Consider the following 17,226-nt stretch of genomic DNA (forward strand, 5'->3'; position numbering starts at 1 on the left):
GCGCGGACCGGGTCCGCGCCGCCGAAGCCGATTACGAGATCCAGATCAGGATGCCCATGACGAAGGCGAGGATGCCGAGGGCTTCGGCCAGGGCCGCGCCGACGAACAGGTTGCCGATCTGCGAGCCGGCGGCCGACGGGTTGCGCAGGGCGCCCGCCAGGAACTGGCCGAAGATGTTGCCGACGCCGATGCCGGCGCCGATCATGCCGGACATCGCGATGCCGGCGCCGATGAGCTTGGCGGCTTCTGCTTCCATGGTGTCTAGATCCTGTTTGGGTTGGGTTGGTTGGAAGGAACTGGGCAGCCCTTAGTGGGCGTGGTCCAGGTTGACCACATCATTGAGGTAGATGCAGGTCAGAACGGCGAAGACGAAGGCCTGAAGGAAGGCCACGAGGAACTCGAGCGCGGTCAGGCCGATGGTCATACCCAGCGCCAGCGGGAAGATCAGCACGCCGAACCAGCCGGCGGCGCCGATCACCGCCGTGGCGACGAAGCCGGCGAAGACCTTTAGGGCGATGTGCCCGCCCATCATGTTGCCGAACAGACGAAGCGTCAGGGTCAACGGGCGAAGCAGGAAGGAGAAGAACTCGATCAGGCCGACGATCGGACGCATAACCAGCGGCGCGCCCGTGGGCCAGAACAGCTTGAGGAAGCGAAGACCGTTCTTCCGGATGCCGATGATCACGACCAGCAGGAAGGTGATCATGCCGAAGGTGGCGGTCACGGCCAGCTGCGAGGTGGCGGTGAAGCTGAGGAACATGCCCAGCAGGTTCATGCCGAGGATGAAGGTGAAGACCGTGAAGACGAACGGGAAATATTTCTTGCCGTCATGGCCGATGATCGAGTCGGTCAGGCCGTCGATCATGCCGAAAAGGGTCTCTCCGACCGCCTGGGTCCGCCCCGGCACCACCTTGGCGCCCGAGGTGACCAACGTCAGGAAGCCGACCACGAGCAGGAAGCCGATGGTCATGGCGAGGTGCGAGTTGGTGAAGGCCAGATGCACCTGGCCGACGACGGGCAGCGTCACCTCGCCGAAATCGAGGGCCGGCGTCAGCGGCTTTACCTGAAACTGATGTAGCGGATCGGCCATCGGGCGATCAGGCTCCCTGGTCTTCGTCGTCGTCGAAGGGAACCGACTGCGGCTCCCCATGCTGTTTGGCCTCGGCCATCAGGCGTTGCGCCGTGCGCCACGCCATCCACACCGAGACGGCGAAACCCAGAAGGACTCCACCGATGATTCCCACCGGCGTCGTGCCGGCGAAGTAGTCGATCCCGAAGCCGAGCGCGAGGCCGACGAAGACGCCGCCGAACAGGTCGGCGATGATCTTCCAGGCCTGGCCCGCCGCCTTCTGGCCCGCCGCCTCGTGAGAGAGCTGGCGGGTCGTGCGCGCCTCCAGATCAGATGCGCTCCTAGAGAGACGAGCGATCGCCTCCTGACGCGATTCCGGCGGGGTTGACATGGGCGGCCTCAGCACTCCGGCACGGATGCCGGAGGGGGTCTGAATTCGGCGCGGAACCTATAGGCGCGACCTCCGCAGGTCAAGGCGGTGCGGAACGGCATTAGATCGTTGATTTTCCGCACGTTTGTTTCCCAGATTTGGCGGCGTGGCGAACGGTCGCTGTCGCGGGGCCGGATTCGGGGCATGAGTCTGCGCTTTGCGGCGCGGGCGGCGCAAAGGTGGGGAGGTCGGCGGCGCGCGGACGTCAGCCCGGAACCGTGATGGGTGCTCCCGTGCTTTCGCCGTAGGGAGCCTGTGCTGTTTTCGGCTGAACGTCCTTGCTCCGCCGTGATCGCGGCTCCGAGCGCTTCGGGGCGGGCATCACAGGCGAGACCGGGCTTCGCCAATTTCAGCACCCGGTCCGTTTCGCCTTTAGGCCCTTTCGAAACTAAGCCCGGACGGGCGGGAGCCTCCAGGGCCCCCGGACTCCTCCGTTTCAAACCCGGAGGACAGTTCCTTCGCCTGCGCGGAGGGGGGCGCAACCCGTCCTCCAGCAGGGTCCGGTTCCGCCGCGCGGCTCCGAAGAGCCGTACGGCGTCCCGCAACGATCACACCCCGCCGCACGCGATGGCCCTGGCGCCAGACGCCCTCCCCCGCGACGGGACAGCCAGGATCATACAGCCGCCCGTTTATGCGGATGGAAGATTGGTTTTAGTTTCGACCATGTGACTGAAAAGACGGGAGATCGTCCGCTGAACCCGACTATAATTTCCGGAATAGTCAGCACAGCGACATGGCGTCGGCGGCGGCTTTGGGAGCCGAGGTTCGTCACAACGGGCACAACGACGGTCACAACGGACACGACGGGGCCGGAGGGATCGCGGCGACCGTCAGGGAGACGCAATCGATGGGTTGCGGGCAAGGGCCCGCGAAGGCGAAGCGGGCGCGGTCCCGTCGTGTCCGTTGTGGCGTCTCTTCGTCGTGGTCGTTGTGACGAACCAGCCAGCCGGGGCCTACCGTCCGCCCTGGAGGCAGTTGCGGGCGGTGTAGAGGCCGTTGAGGTAGTGCCAGCGGTTCTCGTCGGCCTCGCGGCGGGCGCGCTCGGGACCCTTGAGGGCGTCGACGCCGGCCATGACCAGTCCGGCCCCGGGGATCAGGGCCGCGGCGCCAGCCCGGGCCACGCCGCCGAGCGCGCCGCCGGTCGGCGTTCCGCCCATACGCTCGCTGAGCGTGGCCGCCTCGTCGGCGATCTGGCGGCAGGTCAGATTGGCGTCGCCGGCCCGGTTCACCGGCACGGCGTCGCCCGAGGGCTGCGTGGCGCAGCCGCCGCAGATCATCACGGCGGCCAGCAAAACATGAACTTTCACAATCGGTACTCCCTGAACCCCGTCCGGGACAGAACGGCGGTAGAGGGAGTCCGGTTGCGTGGGCGTCGTCAGGCGCGGACGGCGCGCGAGGCCTCGACGCCGAGGGCCTGCAGCGCGGCGGCGGCGATATGGTCGGCGTTGAGGCCCGCCGTGGCGTACATGGCGGCGGGCGCGTCCTGATCCTGGAAGACGTCGGGCAGGTGCAGGGTGCGGACCTTGAGGCCGGCGTCGAGCGCGCCCCGCTCGGCCAGCATCTGCAGCACGAAGCCGCCGAAGCCGCCCATGGCCCCCTCCTCCACCGTGATCAGGCATTCGTGCTCGCGGGCCAGACGCAGGATCAGGTCCTCGTCGAGCGGCTTGGCGAAGCGGGCGTCGGCGACCGTGGCCGAGACGCCGCGCGCGGCCAGGGCCTCGGCGGCCTTGAGCGATTCCTGCAGCCGGGTGCCGAGCGACAGGATGGCGACAGCGGTCCCCTCGCGCACGATTCGGCCCCGGCCGATCTCAAGCGGCGCGGCAAGTTCGGGGATTTCGACGCCGACGCCGTCGCCGCGCGGATATCTGAACGCCGAAGGCCGGTCGTCGATCTCGAGCGAGGTGGCGATCATGGCCGCCAGTTCAGCTTCGTCGGCGGCGGCCATCAGCACCATGCCCGGCAGGGCGCCCATGAAGCCGATGTCGAAGCTGCCCGCGTGGGTGGCCCCGTCGGCGCCGACCAGACCGGCCCGGTCCATGGCGAAACGGACCGGCAGCTTCTGGATGGCGACGTCGTGGACGACCTGGTCATAGCCGCGCTGGAGGAAGGTGGAATAGATGGCGCAAACCGGCTTCATGCCGTCGGCGGCGAGGCCGGCGGCGAAGGTGACGGCGTGTTGTTCGGCGATGCCGACGTCGTAGGTGCGTTCGGGGAAGGCCTGGCCGAACAGATCCAGACCGGTGCCCGACGGCATGGCGGCGGTGATGGCGACGATGGTGGGATCGCGTTCGGCCCGCTTGATCAGCTCGGTCCCGAACACCTTGGTGTAGCTGGGGGCGTTGGAGACCGATTTGGACTGCTTGCCCGAGACGACGTCGAATTTGGCGACCGCGTGCAGTTTGTCGGCGCTGGATTCGGCGGGGGCGTAGCCCTTACCTTTTTGCGTGACGACGTGGACGATCACCGGGCGGTCGGTGATGGCGGCGGCGTTCTTGAGGATGGGGACGAGGTTGTCCATGTCGTGCCCGTCGATCGGGCCGATGTAGTAGAAGCCCAGCTCCTCGAAGAAGGTGCCGCCGACGATCATGCCGCGGGCGTATTCCTCGGCCTTGCGGGCGGCGTTGCGGAACGGGCGAGGCAGGTGCTCGGCCACCGACTTCCCGAAGCGGCGGAAATTGCGATAGGCGCCGCCCGAGACCTGTTTGGCCAGATAGGCGCTCATGCCGCCGACGGGCGGGGCGATCGACATGTCGTTGTCGTTGAGAATGACCATCAGCTGGCCCTGGGTGGTCTCGGCCGCGTTGTTCATCGCCTCATAGGCCATGCCGGCGGACATCGAGCCGTCGCCGATGACGGCCACGACGCGGTTGCTCTCGCCCTTCTGGTCACGGGCAGCGGCGAAGCCGAGCGCGGCGCTGATCGAGGTCGAGGCGTGGGCCGCGCCGAACGGGTCGTATTCGCTCTCCGAACGCTTGGTGAAGCCGGAGAGGCCGCCGGGCTGGCGCAGGGTGCGGATGCGGTCGCGGCGGCCGGTCAGGATCTTGTGCGGATAGCACTGATGACCGACGTCCCAGATCAGGATGTCCTTCGGCGTCTCGAAGACGTGGTGGATGGCGACGGTCAGCTCGACCACGCCCAACCCCGCCCCGAGGTGCCCGCCGGTGACCGAGACGGCGTCGATGGTCTCGGTGCGCAGTTCGTCGGCCAGCTGCTTCAGCTGCGGGATGTCGAAATCCCGGGTGTCGGCGGGAAGCGTGACCTGGTCGAGCAGCGGGGTGTCGGGCATCGAGGCAACTTGAACGGCGCCCGAAGCGGGCGGGACGAGGAGGCTATTCCATGAACGCCTAGCACGGCGAACGCCAGTGAGGGATTCCTGAGGCGTTGGTGATTGGCGCCCTGCGATGACGGAGCAGGGCTATGACCGGCGCTGGAGAACGTAGTCCACGCTGGCCTTGAGGATGTCGGCGTCGGGGCCGAACACATCGAGATGGGCGCGGGCCTGGTCGGCGAGGTGCGCGACCCTGTGCCGCGCCGCGTCGAGGCCCAGCAGGGTGACGAAATTGGTCTTGCCCTGGGCGTGGTCCTTGCGCGCCGCCTTGCCGAGGATGTCCTCGTCGCCCTCGACATCGAGCAGGTCGTCGACGATCTGGTAGGCGAGGCCGATGTCGTGGGCGAAGCTGGTCAGGGCCTGGCGGTGGACATCGCGGGCGTCGGCGATAATCAGCGGAATTTCGAAGGCATAGCTGAACAGGGCGCCGGTCTTGAGCCGCTGCATGCGGGCCACGCCGCCGAGGTCGTCGCGCACGCCGAGCAGGTCGATCATCTGGCCGCCGGCCATGCCGCGCGCGCCGGACGCCAGCGACAGCCGGGCGGCGAGCTCGCAGCGCACCGCCGGGCTCTCGTGGGTGTCGGGGTGCAGCAGGATGTCGAAGGCGGCGGTCTGCAGGGCGTCGCCGGCGAGGACGGCGGTGGCCTCGTCATAGGCGCGGTGCACGGTCGGGCGGCCGCGACGCATGTCGTCGTCGTCCATGCACGGCAGGTCGTCGTGGACGAGGCTGTAGGCGTGGACGCATTCGAGGGCGCAGGCGGCGCGCAGCACCGGCCGCTCCTCGATGTCGAACAGATTGGCCGCTTCGAGCGCGAAGAAGGGCCGCAGCCGCTTGCCGGGGCCGAGGGCGGCGTAGCGCATGGCCTCGGTCAGGCGCGATTCGGGACCATCGGCGCGGGGCAGCAGTTCGTCGAGGGCTACGGTGACGAGATCGGCGGTCTCGGCCACGCGGTCGATGACGTTCTGTTCCGGGGAGTTGGCGGCGAGGACGGTCAGAACAGCCTCCCGCCCACCGGGACCTCGCGGTCGACGCCGACGAGGACGACCTCGCCCGCCGCATCGGGGAAGCCGAGGGTCAGCACCTCGGACATGAAGGGGCCGATCTGGCGCGGCGGGAAGTTGACCACGGCGGCGACCTTGCGGCCGACGAGCTGGTCCGGCGTGTAGTGGACGGTGATCTGGGCCGAGGACTTCCTGACACCGATCTCCGGGCCGAAGTCGATGGTCAGTTTGAAGGCCGGCTTGCGGGCCTCGGGGAAGGGATCGGCGGAAATCACCTGCCCGACGCGGATGTCGACCTTCAGGAAGTCGTCGAAGCCGATGGTCGGGGTCGGACCCGCGGCGGCGGCCGGGCCGGACATCAGCCGAAGTCCGCCGGCTCGGCGCCCTTCGCCTGGCCGTCGGGGCCGACGACGATCTTCTCGACGCGCAGCTGGGCGGCCTTGAGCCGGTCCTCGCAGTGGGCCTTGAGGCGGGCGCCTTCCTCGTAGAGCGAGATCGATTCCTCGAGCGGGGCCTGCCCGGACTCGAGACGGGAGACGATCTGTTCGAGGCGCTGCAGGGCGTCCTCGAAGCTGAGGTCGGCGGAAAGGGGGGCGGCGGCGTCGGTCATCGGCGGCGACCCTAGAGGGGCCGGATGCGCGCTTCAACGGGGAAGGGGGTCAGCGGCGCTCGTAGCGGCGTTGGGACCAGTATCTGAAGCCCTGGTTCTGAACCAGTTTCCAGCCGTCGGCGCGCAGGCGGCGGCCGACCATATGGTTGAAATAGCCGTGGGCGAGGACCAGCACGTCCTGACCCGACTCGGCGCGGGCGATCAGGGCCTGGGCGGCCTGTCCGGCGCGGACCTCGGCCTCGGCGCGGGTCTCCTGCCCCTCGTGATGGTTGAAGGCGTGCCACCAGATGCGGGCCACCGCGCCCCAGTATTTCGGCGGCAGCTTGAACCAGGACGGGAAGCGGGGCGGCGGCAGGGGCGCCTCGATGAACAGGGCGTCCGACATGACCTCCCGGCCGGCGGCGATGGCGGCGGCGGTTTCCTGGGCGCGGGGTCGGGTCGAGGCGTAGATGGCGCCCGCGCCCTCGGCCGTGGCCAGCAGTTCGGGCGGCGGGGTCTGGCCGGCGCGCAGGCCGCCCACCTCATACTTCGCCCACCAGTCGCGGTACTGGTCGGAGGTGAGCAGGCATTTGCGTGACAGGGCCGGCTCGCCGTGGCGGGCCAGGATAATGGCGCCGGGCCGGACGGCGACGAGCGCGGCAGGGCGCTGCACGGGCGCCGGAGCGGCCTGATCGACGGAGGGTTCTCGGGCGGGAGCTGACATGAGCGACGGGCGGAACAGCGATTGCGATCCGGCCCCCTAGTCCTCCCCCAAAGCCTGGACATGGGCGGCCGCCGAACGACCAAGCCCTTCCAGGTCGTAGCCGCCCTCGAGCGAGGAAACAACCTTGCCGGCGCAGCACGATCGCGCGACCTCGACCACGGCGCGGGTCGCCCAGGCGAAGTCCCCGGCCTCAAGGCTCTGGTGCGCCAGCGGATCGCGGCGGTGGGCGTCAAATCCAGCCGAGATCAGAATGAGGTCGGGCCGGAACGATTCGAGGGCGGGCATCAGGCCGTCGGCGAAGGCCGCGCGCCATGCCTCGCGGGCCGCGTGAGGACCGACCGGGACGTTGACGATGTTGCCGACCCCGGTCTCGGAGGCGGCGCCGGTGCCGGGATAGAGGGGCATCTGGTGGATCGAGCCGAGAAACAGGCTGCCATCCGTCTCGAAGGCGGCCTGGGTGCCGTTGCCGTGGTGGACGTCGAAATCGATCACGGCGACGCGGGCCATGCCCTCGGCCTGGGCCACGCGGGCGGCGACGGCGACGTTGGAAAACAGGCAGAAGCCCATGGCGCGATCCGGCTCGGCGTGGTGGCCGGGCGGGCGCACGGCGGCGAAGGCGCGGGCGGTCTCGCCCCGGGCCACGGCGCGGACGGCGTCGATCACGGCGCCGCCGGCGAGACGGGCGGCGCGGACGCTGCCGGGCGACAGGATGGTGTCGGCGTCGAGCTGATTCAGGCCGTCGCGGGGAGAGGCGTTGAGCAGACGGGCGACGTAGTCCGACGGGTGCAGGCGCTCGAGGTCGGCGACCGAGGCCTCGGTCGCGGCGCGGCCGTCGCGCGACAGACCGGCGTCGTCGAGCGCATCGAGCACCGCGCGCAGCCGCTCCGGCCGCTCCGGGTGGCCGGCGCCGGGCCGGTGCTCGATCATGTCGGGGTGGGTGAAGAGGGCGACGCTCACGAAGCGAGGATAGGCGCGCGCGCCGCACTTGTCGCGCCCGGATCGAGCCTGTAGGCGCCGGGGATGACCGAAGCCGTGATCCGCCCCGCCGTCGAGGCCGACGCCGAAGCCTTGGGCGCGCTGGGCCGGGAGACCTTCGTCGACACCTTCGTGGAGAGGTTCGGCATCCCCTACCCCGCCGACGACCTGACCGCCTTCCTCGACGCCAGCTTCAGCCCCGAGACGATCCGGACGAAGCTCCGGGAACCGGGCGCAGCGTGGTGGGTAGCGGAAGCGGCGAACGGCGACCTGCTGGCCTTCGCCAACGCCGGGCCCAACACCCTGCCCCATCCGGAGGCCCGTTCCGGCCATGCCGAACTGCGGCGGCTGTATGTGGCGAAGGCGGCGCAGGGGCTGGGTCTCGGGACCAAGCTGCTGGCCGTGGCGCTGGCGTGGATGGAGGCCCACAGCGACGGGCCGCTGTGGATCGGCGTGTGGAGCGGCAATCTGAAGGCGCAAAGGCTGTATGCGGCGTACGGGTTCGAGAAGGCGGGCGAGTATCAGTACCCGGTGGGCGCCTGGCTGGACGACGAGTTCATCCTGAGGCGCGGCTGACTGACCGAAGCTGACGCCGGGTGGACGAAACCGGGCAACCGTGACTTGATCGCCCGACCGTCGCGAACCGTCGTGAGGGCAACGGGGGAGACGACGATGAAGCGGATCATCATGGGGACGGCGATCTGGCTGCTGGCGACGGGGGTCGCGGCGGCTCAGGAGCCGAAGGCGACGCCGCAGGAGATCGCCGAGTCCAGGGCGCGCGCCGACCGGCTGATCGCCGACGCCGACGCGGCCGGCATCTTCGTCAATGCGACCCGGGACGACGGCCTGGCCCGCGCGACCCACGTCGCCAGCGGCATGACCTGCAGTTTCGACGGCGGTCCGGAAGACCGGATTCACATCTTCCCCGGAACGCCGCGCGGCGACGACGTCGGCTGCATTTCGCTGGACGAGGCCACGGATATCGACCCCACCCTCTATGCGACCCGCCATCGGCCGATGCCCAGCCAGGCGGCGGTTCTGGCCGGCGCGCGGCAGGCGATCGAGAACCGCTGGCCGAACGCCGAACCCTATACCGCGGGCCTGCCATCGATGACCCTGGAAGGTCAGCCGCCGACATCGAGCGCGGCCTACAAGGTCGAGCTGGACGGCGGTCAGAAGCTGACCATGGTCCTTGTTTCGCACCGCGGCGAGTGGAGCTTCAAGGCCCGCGCCACGGGTCCCTACGACGAGCCCATGGGCGTGGCCCTGGTCGCGGGCGTCCTGTTCGAGGCCGCATTGATCGAGCGGCCCAAGGACTGACCGGCGAACGCGGCGGCTGGGGGCGCGGGCTCGGGAGCGGTTGTCGACGCCCGTTCCGATTACGGGGCGGACGCGCTATGTTGGGCCATGACCCGCGATGAACTGCTGGCCAAGCTGCGCGACCTGAAGCCCTGGCTCGAGGAGCAGGGCATCGTCAACGTGCGCCTGTTCGGCAGCTACGCGCGTGACGAGGCGGGACCGGACAGCGACGTGGATCTGCTGGTGGATCTGGGCAAGCCGCTCGGGCTGCGGTTCTTCAGTCTGGCGGACGAACTGGAGGACGAACTGGGCCGTGAAGTGGACCTCGTCACGGACGACGCCCTGCGGAACCCTTATATGCGCGCGACAGCCCTGAGAGACTGCATTGCGGTCTGATCGTTTCGAATTCGCGCTCCTCGCCGAGATCCGGGACTGCATCCGGCTGATTGAGAGCTACATCCATGGCATGGAGCTGACCGATTTCCACGCAGACACCATGCGCCGGGACGCGACGGCCTTCCGCCTGCTAATGATTGGGGAGGCGGCTTCGCATCTTCCAGAAAGCGTCAAGACCCGCCTTCCCCAAGTCGATTGGCGTGGGATGGTCAGTTTGCGGCACCGATTGGCGCACGATTACCCGTCAGCGGACACGCGTATCCTCTGGGCTGTGGCGACCGGCGATGTTCCCGCGCTGACGAAAGCGCTGGACAGCCTCTGATGCTCCTCCCCTTCTTCACCGCCCTGCGCGACGCGAAAGTGCCCGTGTCGATGAAGGAATGGCTGCATCTGATGGAGGCCATGGACGGGGACGTGGCCGGGCGGCGGGTGGAGGATTTCTACCATCTGTCGCGGGCGGTGCTGGTCAAGGACGAGAAGCATTACGACCGCTTCGATCAGGTGTTCGGCAAGGTGTTCGCCGGCGTCGAGACCGTCGGGGCGGGCGAGGATCTGACCACCGACATCCCCGAGGACTGGCTGAAGCTGCTGACCGAGAAGTTCCTGACCGACGAGGAGAAGGCGCAGATCGAGGCGCTGGGCGGGTTCGACAAGCTGATGGAGACGCTGAGGCAGCGTCTGGAGGAGCAGCAGGGTCGGCACGAGGGTGGCAACCGCTGGATCGGCACCGGGGGGACCAGCCCCTTCGGCCACGGCGGCTACAATCCCGAGGGTGTGCGCATCGGCGGGCCCGGGCGGCACGGCCGCGCCGTGAAGGTGTGGGAGAAGCGCGAATACCGGAACCTCGACGACCAGGTCGAACTGGGCACGCGCAACATCAAGGTGGCGCTGCGCCGGCTGCGCCGGTTCGCGCGCCAGGGCGCTCCGGACGAGCTGGACATGGACGCCACCATCGACGGCACGGCGCGGCAGGGCTGGCTCGACATCCATATGCGGCCCGAGCGGCGCAATACGATCAAGGTGCTGCTGTTCCTCGACATCGGCGGCTCGATGGATGCCCATGTGAAGATGTGCGAGGAGCTGTTCTCGGCCGCGAAAACCGAGTTCAAGCATCTGGAATTCTTCTACTTCCACAACTGCCTCTACGAGGGTGTGTGGAAGGACAACCGGCGCCGGCACAGCGAGAAGATCCCGACCTGGGAGCTGCTGCACAAATATCCGGGCGACTGGCGCGCCATCTTCGTCGGCGACGCCACCATGAGCCCCTATGAGGTCACCATGCCCGGAGGCTCGGTCGAGCACTGGAACGAGGAGGCCGGGGCCGTCTGGATGAAGCGGGCCACGCAGCAGTGGGACAAGGTCGCCTGGCTGAACCCGTCGCCCGAGCGCTACTGGGGCTATTCCGCCTCGGTGGGGATGATCCGCGAACTGGTCGATGAGCGGATGTACCCGTTGACGCTGGACGGTCTGGAGAAGGCGATGCGGGCGCTCGCCAAATAGGTTAGTCTGCACGGGCTGGTTTCAGGAGGTCCGTCATGCTCGCCGCCGTCGCCGTCGCCATGGTCCTGCAGCAGGCCGCCACCGGGCCGGTGGTGTGGCGGGAAGCCGCCGCGCCGCAGCCGATCATCGCCGAGACGCCGGCCGCGCCCGCCCTGCCCGACTGGGCCCGGGCCGACCCTTACGGTTACGAGCGGTCCGAGTGCAGCCCCCTGATGCGCAAGGCGAACGAGAGCCTGGAGGCCTGTCAGGCGCGCGTCCGTACGGCGCTGGCGCTCGATCTCGGCGCCGACCTGCCGCCCGGGCTGGCCGGCGGCGCGGCCGCGGAGCAGTGCCGGCAGGAGGCGGCGGGCGACCGCTACGCCTTGCAGTGCGGCGCGCCGAGCCGGGCGGCGCCTGGCGGTCCGCGGCTGGTCGACCGGGCCTGCGAGACGCGGCCGCGCGTCCAGCCCGAGGGCGGCGTGGTCTGGACCGAAGAATGCCGGCCCGCCGACGGCAGCAAGCCGGCGGACGACGGGCTGCGCATCCGGCTGGGCGGCGACGACTAGGACGCATCGACATTCAGGCTCCGTGGCGCTCGACCTTCCCCGTCATTCCGGGGCTGTGGCGGGCGTGAGCCCGTCTCGGAACCCGGAACCCAGGGGATCGCCTCCCGGTCCCAAAGCTGCTTCCAGAGCCCGAGCCAAAACTCCTGGGTTCCGGGTTCCGCTACGCGGCCCCGGAATGACGGTAGTTGGGGGGACCTCAGCAGCGCTGAAGATCGATTGGACCTGGCAGACAGGCAAACGCCGCGCCCCGGGGAGGGAGCGCGGCGTCGGTTGTTGTAAAGCGGATTAGTGCCGCTTGTCGTCGCGGAGGCTGTCCTTCATGCCGCCGACCGTGTTCTGGACCTTGCCTTCGACCTGATCGGCCTTGCCTTCGGCCTTCAGCTTTTCATCGCCGGTGAGGTCGCCGGCCGCTTCCTTGGCCTTGCCGCCCATGTTCTTGGCAGCGCCTTCAACTCGATCATGATGGGGCATCTGTGAATCTCCTGAAGCTCGCGGCGGGAGCGGCCGCGCATGGGGAATCAACCATTGGGCGGGCCGGACGTTCCCTTGCGGGGTCAATGGCTTGGTCACGATCGCGGCGCCGGGCCGCGACCGGCTTCAGCGCCCGCGCCGAAGCCACACCGCCACAGCCCAGGCATGGGCGTCGTGGCGCAGTTCGTTCAGGGCCGTGTGCGGTTCCAGCCAGACCAGTTCGTGGTCTGCCTCGACCCTGGCGGCGGGGTCGAGCGACAGCCGCTCGGCGACCCAGAAGCCGGCGATGTTGTTGACCGGGGTCCCGTCCGACCTGCGAAAATACTGGGCCGCCTCGGCGATCCTCCGGCCGGGGCGAACCGTCATGCCCGTCTCCTCGACGAATTCGCGGGTCAGGGCCTGTTCCTCGGTCTCGTCGCCGTCGAGCGCGCCGCCGGGCAGGTCGAAATAGCTGCCCTCGCCGCGGTCGACCCGGACGCAGGCCAGCTTGCCGTCATGGAAGACGAGACCGAACGCGGTGGGCCGGGCGGCGTAATCGAGGCCGGGGTCGGGCTGGCCGAATTGAAGCATGGTCGGGACTCCGGCGCGCGACGGTCAGAGGTCGAATGCGAGCCGGGCGCGCACGCCCGGGTGGGCCGGATCGTATTCGACCTTCGAGCGCAGACCGGAAGCCATGGCGGTGATGATCTTGCCGCCGAGGCCGGTGCCCTTCGGTTTGGCGTCGCCGAGGCCGGGGCCGTCGTCCTCGACCGTCAGCAGGGCCCGGCCGTTGTCGGGGTCGGGCTCGAGGACGATGCGAATTTCGCCGCCCTGTTCCGGGCCGTAGGCGTACTTGACCGCGTTGGTGACCAGCTCGGTGACGATGACCCCGATCGACACGGCCTGGTCGGTCGAGACCGCCAGGGGCTGCGCCTTCAGGGTCAGGGTCGGCGATCCGGCCCCCGGGGCGAGAGACTTGCCGAGCTCGGCGATCAGGCCTTCGAGATAGTCGTCCATGGCCACCGAAGACATGTCGTCGGAGGTGTAGAGGCGGCGGTGGACATGGGCCACGGCCTCGATCCGGGCCTGGGACTCCTTGAGCGCGGACCGGGCCCCGTCGTCCGCCAGATGGCGCTGCTGCATCGACATGAAGCTGGAGACCAGCTGCAGGGAGTTGCCGACGCGGTGGTTGACCTCGCGCAGCATGGCCTCCGCGCGGTCGCGGGCGAGGGTCAGCTGGGCGGTGCGGTCGCGGACCTGGGTCTCGAGCCCGGCGTTCATCCGGTCGAGGGTGTCGCGGGCGAGTTGGATCTCGCCGATGTAGCGGCGCACCAGCCAGACCATGATCCCGGCCAACACCAGCACCAGCAGTCCGCTGAGGGCGTTGGCCCACAGGGTCAGGCGCGAGCCGTGCTCCGACTGACGCGAACGGGAGTCGAGCCGGACCATCTCGATTTCGTCGACGGCGCCGATCCCGGCTCGGATGGTGGTCATCAGCTCCTGACCCCGGCCCGAACGGACCAGCTGGACGGCCTCGCCGGTGCGCCCGGTGCGGGACAGGGTGACCGACCGCTCCAGTTCCGCCAGCTTGTCGCGCGCTGCCTCGAGCATGACGGAGACCTGCGCCTCCAGCTGGGGGTCGTCGGCGGTCAGCCGCTCCAGTTCGTCCATCTGGTCCGGAACGGAGGTGGCGGCGCCGTTGTAGGGGGCGAGGAAGGCGGGATCGCCGGACAGCAGGAACCCCCTCTGCCCGGTCTCGGCGTCGACCAGGGAGAGCAGCAGCACGCCAGCGGCGCGGCGGACCTGCTGCGAGCGCTCGACCTGCTCGCTCAGGTCGGCGGTGCGCTGGATCATGACGAAGGTGGTCACGTTCGCCGCCAGCAGCAGCAGGATGGCGCCGGTCAGCAGGGCGACGATGGAGCGCCCGATGCTGGGCGTCCGCGCGAACCGGAGCAGGGCGGGCAGGGACGGGCGAACGGCCGAAAACATCGGGCGCGAGCATTAGCGGCGCGTTTTGCCCTGTCCAGTCGCGTGAGGGGGGAAACCGTCCCCGTTTTGCGGAATTAAGGTAAAGGTCGTCGAGACACGGGTGGGAGCAGAAATATGGTTTGGTGGTGGTGGATCGCGCCGGCGCTGGTCGGGCTCATCGGGCTGGTGCTGCTGTTTCGCGGCGTCGCGGCGCTGTTCAGGGGGCGGTTTTTCGGCGGTCTTCTGGGCGGCGTCGGCGGCGCCGGCTTTCTCGCGGCGGCCATGATCGCGGCCCTGCTGGGCCTGGATGTGCAGACCTATTCCCGCCTGACCTATGAGCGGCCCGTGGCGACCATAGAGACCCGCCAGCTCGGCCCGCAGTACTTCGAGGCCACGGTGATGCAGCCCGGCTCCGGCGAGGACGCCCCGGCTGTCAGCGACCTGTATCCCCTGCACGGCGACGAATGGCGGATCGAGGCCCAGGTCCTGAAATGGAAGCCGTGGGCCAATGTGCTCGGCCTGAACACCCAGTACCGGCTGGACCGGCTGTCGGGGCGCTACAGCTCGATCGAGCAGGAGATCGCCGGGGCGCGCAGCGTGCATCCGCTGACCGGCGGCGACGCCACGCCCGACTGGCTGCCCTGGAAGGTCAGCGCCTGGGACATGGCGCGGAAATACCGGGGCCGCGTCGATGCGGTCGACACCCTGTACGGCGGCGGCGCCTATATGCCGATGGCCGACGGGGCGAAGTATGAGGTGTGGATCACCCAGTCCGGCCTGATCGCCCGCCCCGCCAACGATGCGGCGCGGGCGGCCTCGGCGGGCGGCTGGACGCAGCCGTAGACTTGGGGATCAGACCGTCCCGATGGTCCGCAGACGCGCCTTGGGGTGGACCTCGTTCTGGCTCATGACGACGGTCTGGCCGCGGAAGCGTTCGATGATCGAGCGGACGTAGGGGCGGACCTGCGGGCCGGTCAGCAGGACGGCCGTATCGCCGGACATGGCGGCGCGCTCGAACACGTCGCGAACGGCGCGAATGAAGTCCTGCAACCGTGACGGGGCCATGGCCAGCTGCTTGTCCTCGCCCTGCCCCACCAGGGCCTCGGCGAAGGCCTGCTCCCAATCGGGCGACAGGGTGACGATGGGCAAGGCGCCGTCGTCGCCCTTGTGCTGCCAGCACAGCTGACGCGCCAGCCGCGAACGGACGTGTTCGACCAGCGAGGTCACCGACGAGGTGTGCGGCGCCGCCTCGGCCAGACCCTCGAGGATGGCCCCGAGATCGCGGATCGAGACCTTCTCGCGCAGCAACGACTGGAGCACGCGCTGCAGGGTGGTGACGGTGACGACCGTGGGGATCAGCTCCTCGACCAGCTTCTTCTCTTCCGGCCCCAGCTCACGCAGCAGCTTCTGGACCTCGGCGTAGGAGAGCAGTTCGGCCATGTTCTCCTTGAGGATTTCGGTCAAATGGGTGGTCAGCACCGTCGACGGGTCGACGATGGTGTAGCCCCGGAAGGTGGCCTCCTCGCGCAGGCTCTCGTCGATCCAGGTGGCGGGCAGGCCGAAGGCGGGCTCCTTGGTGTGTTCGCCGGGCAGCTCGACCTGGCGCCCGGCGGGATCCATGGCCATCAACGAGCCGAGACGGACCTCGCCCGAGCCGGCCTCCATCTCCTTGATGCGGATGGCGTAGCCCTGGGTGCCGAGGCGCATGTTGTCGAGGATGCGCACCGATGGCATGACGAAGCCGTACTCCTGGGCCAGCGAACGGCGCAGGGCCCGGACCTGATCGGTCAGGCGGCGGCCCTCGAGATCATTGATCAGCGACAGCAAGGAATAACCGAGCTCGATCTTGACCTCGTCGATGGTCAGGGCGGTGCCGATCGGCTCCTCGACGTCTTCCTTGGGGCTGGCGGCGGCGGCGGTCAGATCGGCTTCGGACGGCTGGGGCCTGAGCCGCTGACGGCCGAGGCGCCAGGCCATGAAGCCGGTCCCGATGGCGAGGGCGGCGAAGGGCAGCAGCGGCATGCCGGGGATCAGGCCGATCAGGCCGGCGGCGCCGGAGACGACGCCGAGGCTGACGGGGTTGGTGGCCAGCTGGGCGACGAGGGCCTTGTCTGCCGTGCCCTCGACGCCCGCCTTGGACACGAGGAAGCCGGCGGCGATCGAGATGATGATGGCCGGGACCTGGGTCACCAGACCGTCGCCGATGGTCAGGGTGACGTAGGCGTTGGCCGCTTCGCCGATCGGCATCTGGTGCTGGACGACGCCGATCAGAATGCCGCCGATGACGTTGATGAAGACGATGATCAGGCCAGCGACGGCGTCGCCGCGGACGAATTTCGAGGCACCGTCCATGGCCCCGAAGAAGGTCGATTCCTGCTCCAGCTCCTTGCGCCGGCGCTTGGCCCCCTCCTCGTCGACCAGACCCGAGGACAGGTCGGCGTCGATGGCCATCTGCTTGCCCGGCATGGAGTCGAGGGTGAAGCGGGCCGAAACCTCGGCGATGCGGGTCGAACCCTTGGTGATGACCACGAAATTCACCACCAGGATGATGGCGAAGATGATGATGCCGATGATGAAGCTGCCGCCCATCATCAGGGCCCCGAAGGCCTCGATGACCTGACCGGCGCCGCCCGTGCCCTCGTTGCCATGGGTCAGAACCAGCCGGGTCGAGGCGAGGTTCAGGCCGAGGCGGAACAGGGTCGAGACCAGCAGGACGGTCGGGAAGATGGCGAAGTCCAGCGGCTTCTTCATCATCACCGCGGTCATCAGGATCAGCACGCTGGAGACCAGCGAGATCGCCAGCAGCACGTCCATCAGGAAGGCGGGGATGGGCAGGATCAGCAGCAGGATGACGCCGATGACGCCGACGGCCATGCCGACCTCGCCGCGCGCGACCCAGCCCATCATGTCGCGGCCGGTCGGACGGGCCATGCCGTCCTTCATCATGGTGG

21 protein-coding genes are annotated in these 17,226 nt (G+C 69.0%); 7 read left to right on the top strand and 14 right to left on the bottom strand.

Going from position 1 to position 17,226, the window contains the following annotated elements:
* Nucleotides 1-31: 31 nt before the first annotated feature.
* The 10 genes from HNQ67_RS10355 to HNQ67_RS10400 form a co-directional block, all read right to left on the bottom strand.
* The gene (locus HNQ67_RS10355) at nt 32-256 is read right to left on the bottom strand and encodes a F0F1 ATP synthase subunit C (RefSeq protein WP_183255088.1); all 225 of its coding nucleotides are present in this window, start codon (nt 254-256) and stop codon (nt 32-34) included.
* Between the two features lie 51 nt (nt 257-307).
* Complete coding sequence (locus tag HNQ67_RS10360; protein WP_183255089.1) at nt 308-1,090, bottom strand: F0F1 ATP synthase subunit A; 783 nt, start codon at nt 1,088-1,090, stop codon at nt 308-310.
* Between the two features lie 7 nt (nt 1,091-1,097).
* Nucleotides 1,098-1,460, bottom strand: a complete 363-nt coding sequence (locus tag HNQ67_RS10365) for an AtpZ/AtpI family protein (RefSeq protein ID WP_183255091.1) — start codon at nt 1,458-1,460, stop codon at nt 1,098-1,100.
* 992 nt (nt 1,461-2,452) lie between these two features.
* Nucleotides 2,453-2,806, bottom strand: a complete 354-nt coding sequence (locus HNQ67_RS10370; RefSeq protein WP_183255093.1) for a hypothetical protein — start codon at nt 2,804-2,806, stop codon at nt 2,453-2,455.
* 68 nt (nt 2,807-2,874) lie between these two features.
* Nucleotides 2,875-4,785: a 1-deoxy-D-xylulose-5-phosphate synthase gene (gene dxs / locus HNQ67_RS10375; protein ID WP_183255094.1), complete on the bottom strand. Its 1,911-nt coding sequence runs from the start codon at nt 4,783-4,785 to the stop codon at nt 2,875-2,877.
* Between the two features lie 129 nt (nt 4,786-4,914).
* Nucleotides 4,915-5,784 carry a farnesyl diphosphate synthase gene (locus HNQ67_RS10380; RefSeq protein WP_183255575.1) on the bottom strand — a complete coding sequence of 290 codons (870 nt, stop codon included), beginning with the start codon at nt 5,782-5,784 and terminating at the stop codon, nt 4,915-4,917.
* 35 nt (nt 5,785-5,819) lie between these two features.
* Nucleotides 5,820-6,188: a tRNA-binding protein gene (locus tag HNQ67_RS10385; RefSeq protein ID WP_183255096.1), complete on the bottom strand. Its 369-nt coding sequence runs from the start codon at nt 6,186-6,188 to the stop codon at nt 5,820-5,822.
* On the bottom strand, nt 6,188-6,439 hold the full coding sequence (locus HNQ67_RS10390) for an exodeoxyribonuclease VII small subunit (protein WP_183255097.1): 252 nt from the start codon (nt 6,437-6,439) through the stop codon (nt 6,188-6,190). The genes HNQ67_RS10385 and HNQ67_RS10390 overlap by 1 nt, the downstream gene beginning before the upstream one ends.
* A gap of 49 nt (nt 6,440-6,488) precedes the next feature.
* Nucleotides 6,489-7,142 (bottom strand): histidine phosphatase family protein, encoded by a 654-nt coding sequence (locus tag HNQ67_RS10395; protein ID WP_183255099.1) that lies wholly within the window; start codon nt 7,140-7,142, stop codon nt 6,489-6,491.
* A 36-nt stretch (nt 7,143-7,178) separates the two neighbouring features.
* Nucleotides 7,179-8,099: an arginase family protein gene (locus HNQ67_RS10400; protein WP_183255101.1), complete on the bottom strand. Its 921-nt coding sequence runs from the start codon at nt 8,097-8,099 to the stop codon at nt 7,179-7,181.
* A gap of 63 nt (nt 8,100-8,162) precedes the next feature.
* On the opposite strand from HNQ67_RS10400, the gene HNQ67_RS10405 reads away from it, so the two are divergent.
* The 6 genes from HNQ67_RS10405 (at nt 8,163) to HNQ67_RS10430 (ending at nt 11,857) form a co-directional block, all read left to right on the top strand.
* Entirely contained in the window at nt 8,163-8,693 is a 531-nt protein-coding gene (locus tag HNQ67_RS10405) for a GNAT family N-acetyltransferase (RefSeq protein WP_183255103.1), read from the top strand.
* A gap of 96 nt (nt 8,694-8,789) precedes the next feature.
* Nucleotides 8,790-9,437, top strand: coding sequence for a hypothetical protein (locus HNQ67_RS10410; protein ID WP_183255105.1), 648 nt, complete (start codon nt 8,790-8,792; stop codon nt 9,435-9,437).
* Nucleotides 9,438-9,524: 87 nt separating this feature from the next.
* Nucleotides 9,525-9,812, top strand: coding sequence for a nucleotidyltransferase family protein (locus HNQ67_RS10415; RefSeq protein WP_183255107.1), 288 nt, complete (start codon nt 9,525-9,527; stop codon nt 9,810-9,812).
* The gene (locus HNQ67_RS10420) at nt 9,802-10,134 is read left to right on the top strand and encodes a HepT-like ribonuclease domain-containing protein (protein WP_183255109.1); all 333 of its coding nucleotides are present in this window, start codon (nt 9,802-9,804) and stop codon (nt 10,132-10,134) included. Before HNQ67_RS10415 ends, HNQ67_RS10420 begins: the two co-directional genes overlap by 11 nt.
* Nucleotides 10,134-11,312, top strand: coding sequence for a vWA domain-containing protein (locus HNQ67_RS10425; RefSeq protein WP_183255110.1), 1,179 nt, complete (start codon nt 10,134-10,136; stop codon nt 11,310-11,312). Before HNQ67_RS10420 ends, HNQ67_RS10425 begins: the two co-directional genes overlap by 1 nt.
* A gap of 35 nt (nt 11,313-11,347) precedes the next feature.
* Nucleotides 11,348-11,857 (top strand): hypothetical protein, encoded by a 510-nt coding sequence (locus HNQ67_RS10430; RefSeq protein ID WP_183255112.1) that lies wholly within the window; start codon nt 11,348-11,350, stop codon nt 11,855-11,857.
* A 285-nt stretch (nt 11,858-12,142) separates the two neighbouring features.
* On the opposite strand, the gene HNQ67_RS10435 is transcribed toward HNQ67_RS10430, so the two are convergent.
* The 3 genes from HNQ67_RS10435 to HNQ67_RS13655 all read right to left on the bottom strand — a co-directional run bounded on the left by HNQ67_RS10435 (nt 12,143) and on the right by HNQ67_RS13655 (nt 14,296).
* On the bottom strand, nt 12,143-12,328 hold the full coding sequence (locus HNQ67_RS10435) for a CsbD family protein (protein ID WP_183255114.1): 186 nt from the start codon (nt 12,326-12,328) through the stop codon (nt 12,143-12,145).
* 126 nt (nt 12,329-12,454) lie between these two features.
* Nucleotides 12,455-12,898: an NUDIX domain-containing protein gene (locus HNQ67_RS10440; protein WP_183255116.1), complete on the bottom strand. Its 444-nt coding sequence runs from the start codon at nt 12,896-12,898 to the stop codon at nt 12,455-12,457.
* A 24-nt stretch (nt 12,899-12,922) separates the two neighbouring features.
* Nucleotides 12,923-14,296 carry a sensor histidine kinase gene (locus HNQ67_RS13655; RefSeq protein ID WP_246347550.1) on the bottom strand — a complete coding sequence of 458 codons (1,374 nt, stop codon included), beginning with the start codon at nt 14,294-14,296 and terminating at the stop codon, nt 12,923-12,925.
* 114 nt (nt 14,297-14,410) lie between these two features.
* Here HNQ67_RS13655 and HNQ67_RS10450 point away from each other — a divergent pair, with 114 nt between their 5' ends.
* A complete protein-coding gene (locus HNQ67_RS10450) occupies nt 14,411-15,118 on the top strand; it encodes a hypothetical protein (RefSeq protein WP_183255117.1) in 708 nt (235 codons plus the stop codon).
* Nucleotides 15,119-15,127: 9 nt separating this feature from the next.
* On the opposite strand, the gene flhA is transcribed toward HNQ67_RS10450, so the two are convergent.
* Nucleotides 15,128-17,221, bottom strand: coding sequence for a flagellar biosynthesis protein FlhA (gene flhA / locus HNQ67_RS10455; protein ID WP_183255580.1), 2,094 nt, complete (start codon nt 17,219-17,221; stop codon nt 15,128-15,130).
* Nucleotides 17,222-17,226 lie beyond the last annotated feature (5 nt).

It is taken from the genome of Brevundimonas basaltis, assembly GCF_014202075.1.
Classification (GTDB): Bacteria; Pseudomonadota; Alphaproteobacteria; order Caulobacterales; family Caulobacteraceae; genus Brevundimonas; species Brevundimonas basaltis.

Excerpts from the sequence above, each read along its gene's own strand:
- HNQ67_RS10355 (WP_183255088.1), bottom strand. The coding sequence starts at position 256 with ATGGAAGCAGAAGCCGCCAAGCTCATCGGCGCCGGCATCGCGATGTCC.
- HNQ67_RS10360 (WP_183255089.1), bottom strand. The coding sequence starts at position 1,090 with ATGGCCGATCCGCTACATCAGTTTCAGGTAAAGCCGCTGACGCCGGCC.
- HNQ67_RS10365 (WP_183255091.1), bottom strand. The coding sequence starts at position 1,460 with ATGTCAACCCCGCCGGAATCGCGTCAGGAGGCGATCGCTCGTCTCTCT.
- dxs (WP_183255094.1), bottom strand. The coding sequence starts at position 4,785 with ATGCCCGACACCCCGCTGCTCGACCAGGTCACGCTTCCCGCCGACACC.
- HNQ67_RS10385 (WP_183255096.1), bottom strand. The coding sequence starts at position 6,188 with ATGTCCGGCCCGGCCGCCGCCGCGGGTCCGACCCCGACCATCGGCTTC.
- HNQ67_RS10390 (WP_183255097.1), bottom strand. The coding sequence starts at position 6,439 with ATGACCGACGCCGCCGCCCCCCTTTCCGCCGACCTCAGCTTCGAGGAC.
- HNQ67_RS10395 (WP_183255099.1), bottom strand. The coding sequence starts at position 7,142 with ATGTCAGCTCCCGCCCGAGAACCCTCCGTCGATCAGGCCGCTCCGGCG.
- HNQ67_RS10405 (WP_183255103.1), top strand. The coding sequence starts at position 8,163 with ATGACCGAAGCCGTGATCCGCCCCGCCGTCGAGGCCGACGCCGAAGCC.
- HNQ67_RS10410 (WP_183255105.1), top strand. The coding sequence starts at position 8,790 with ATGAAGCGGATCATCATGGGGACGGCGATCTGGCTGCTGGCGACGGGG.
- HNQ67_RS10415 (WP_183255107.1), top strand. The coding sequence starts at position 9,525 with ATGACCCGCGATGAACTGCTGGCCAAGCTGCGCGACCTGAAGCCCTGG.
- HNQ67_RS10425 (WP_183255110.1), top strand. The coding sequence starts at position 10,134 with ATGCTCCTCCCCTTCTTCACCGCCCTGCGCGACGCGAAAGTGCCCGTG.
- HNQ67_RS10430 (WP_183255112.1), top strand. The coding sequence starts at position 11,348 with ATGCTCGCCGCCGTCGCCGTCGCCATGGTCCTGCAGCAGGCCGCCACC.
- HNQ67_RS10435 (WP_183255114.1), bottom strand. The coding sequence starts at position 12,328 with ATGCCCCATCATGATCGAGTTGAAGGCGCTGCCAAGAACATGGGCGGC.
- HNQ67_RS10440 (WP_183255116.1), bottom strand. The coding sequence starts at position 12,898 with ATGCTTCAATTCGGCCAGCCCGACCCCGGCCTCGATTACGCCGCCCGG.
- HNQ67_RS13655 (WP_246347550.1), bottom strand. The coding sequence starts at position 14,296 with ATGTTTTCGGCCGTTCGCCCGTCCCTGCCCGCCCTGCTCCGGTTCGCG.
- HNQ67_RS10450 (WP_183255117.1), top strand. The coding sequence starts at position 14,411 with ATGGTTTGGTGGTGGTGGATCGCGCCGGCGCTGGTCGGGCTCATCGGG.
- flhA (WP_183255580.1), bottom strand. The coding sequence starts at position 17,221 with ATGATGAAGGACGGCATGGCCCGTCCGACCGGCCGCGACATGATGGGC.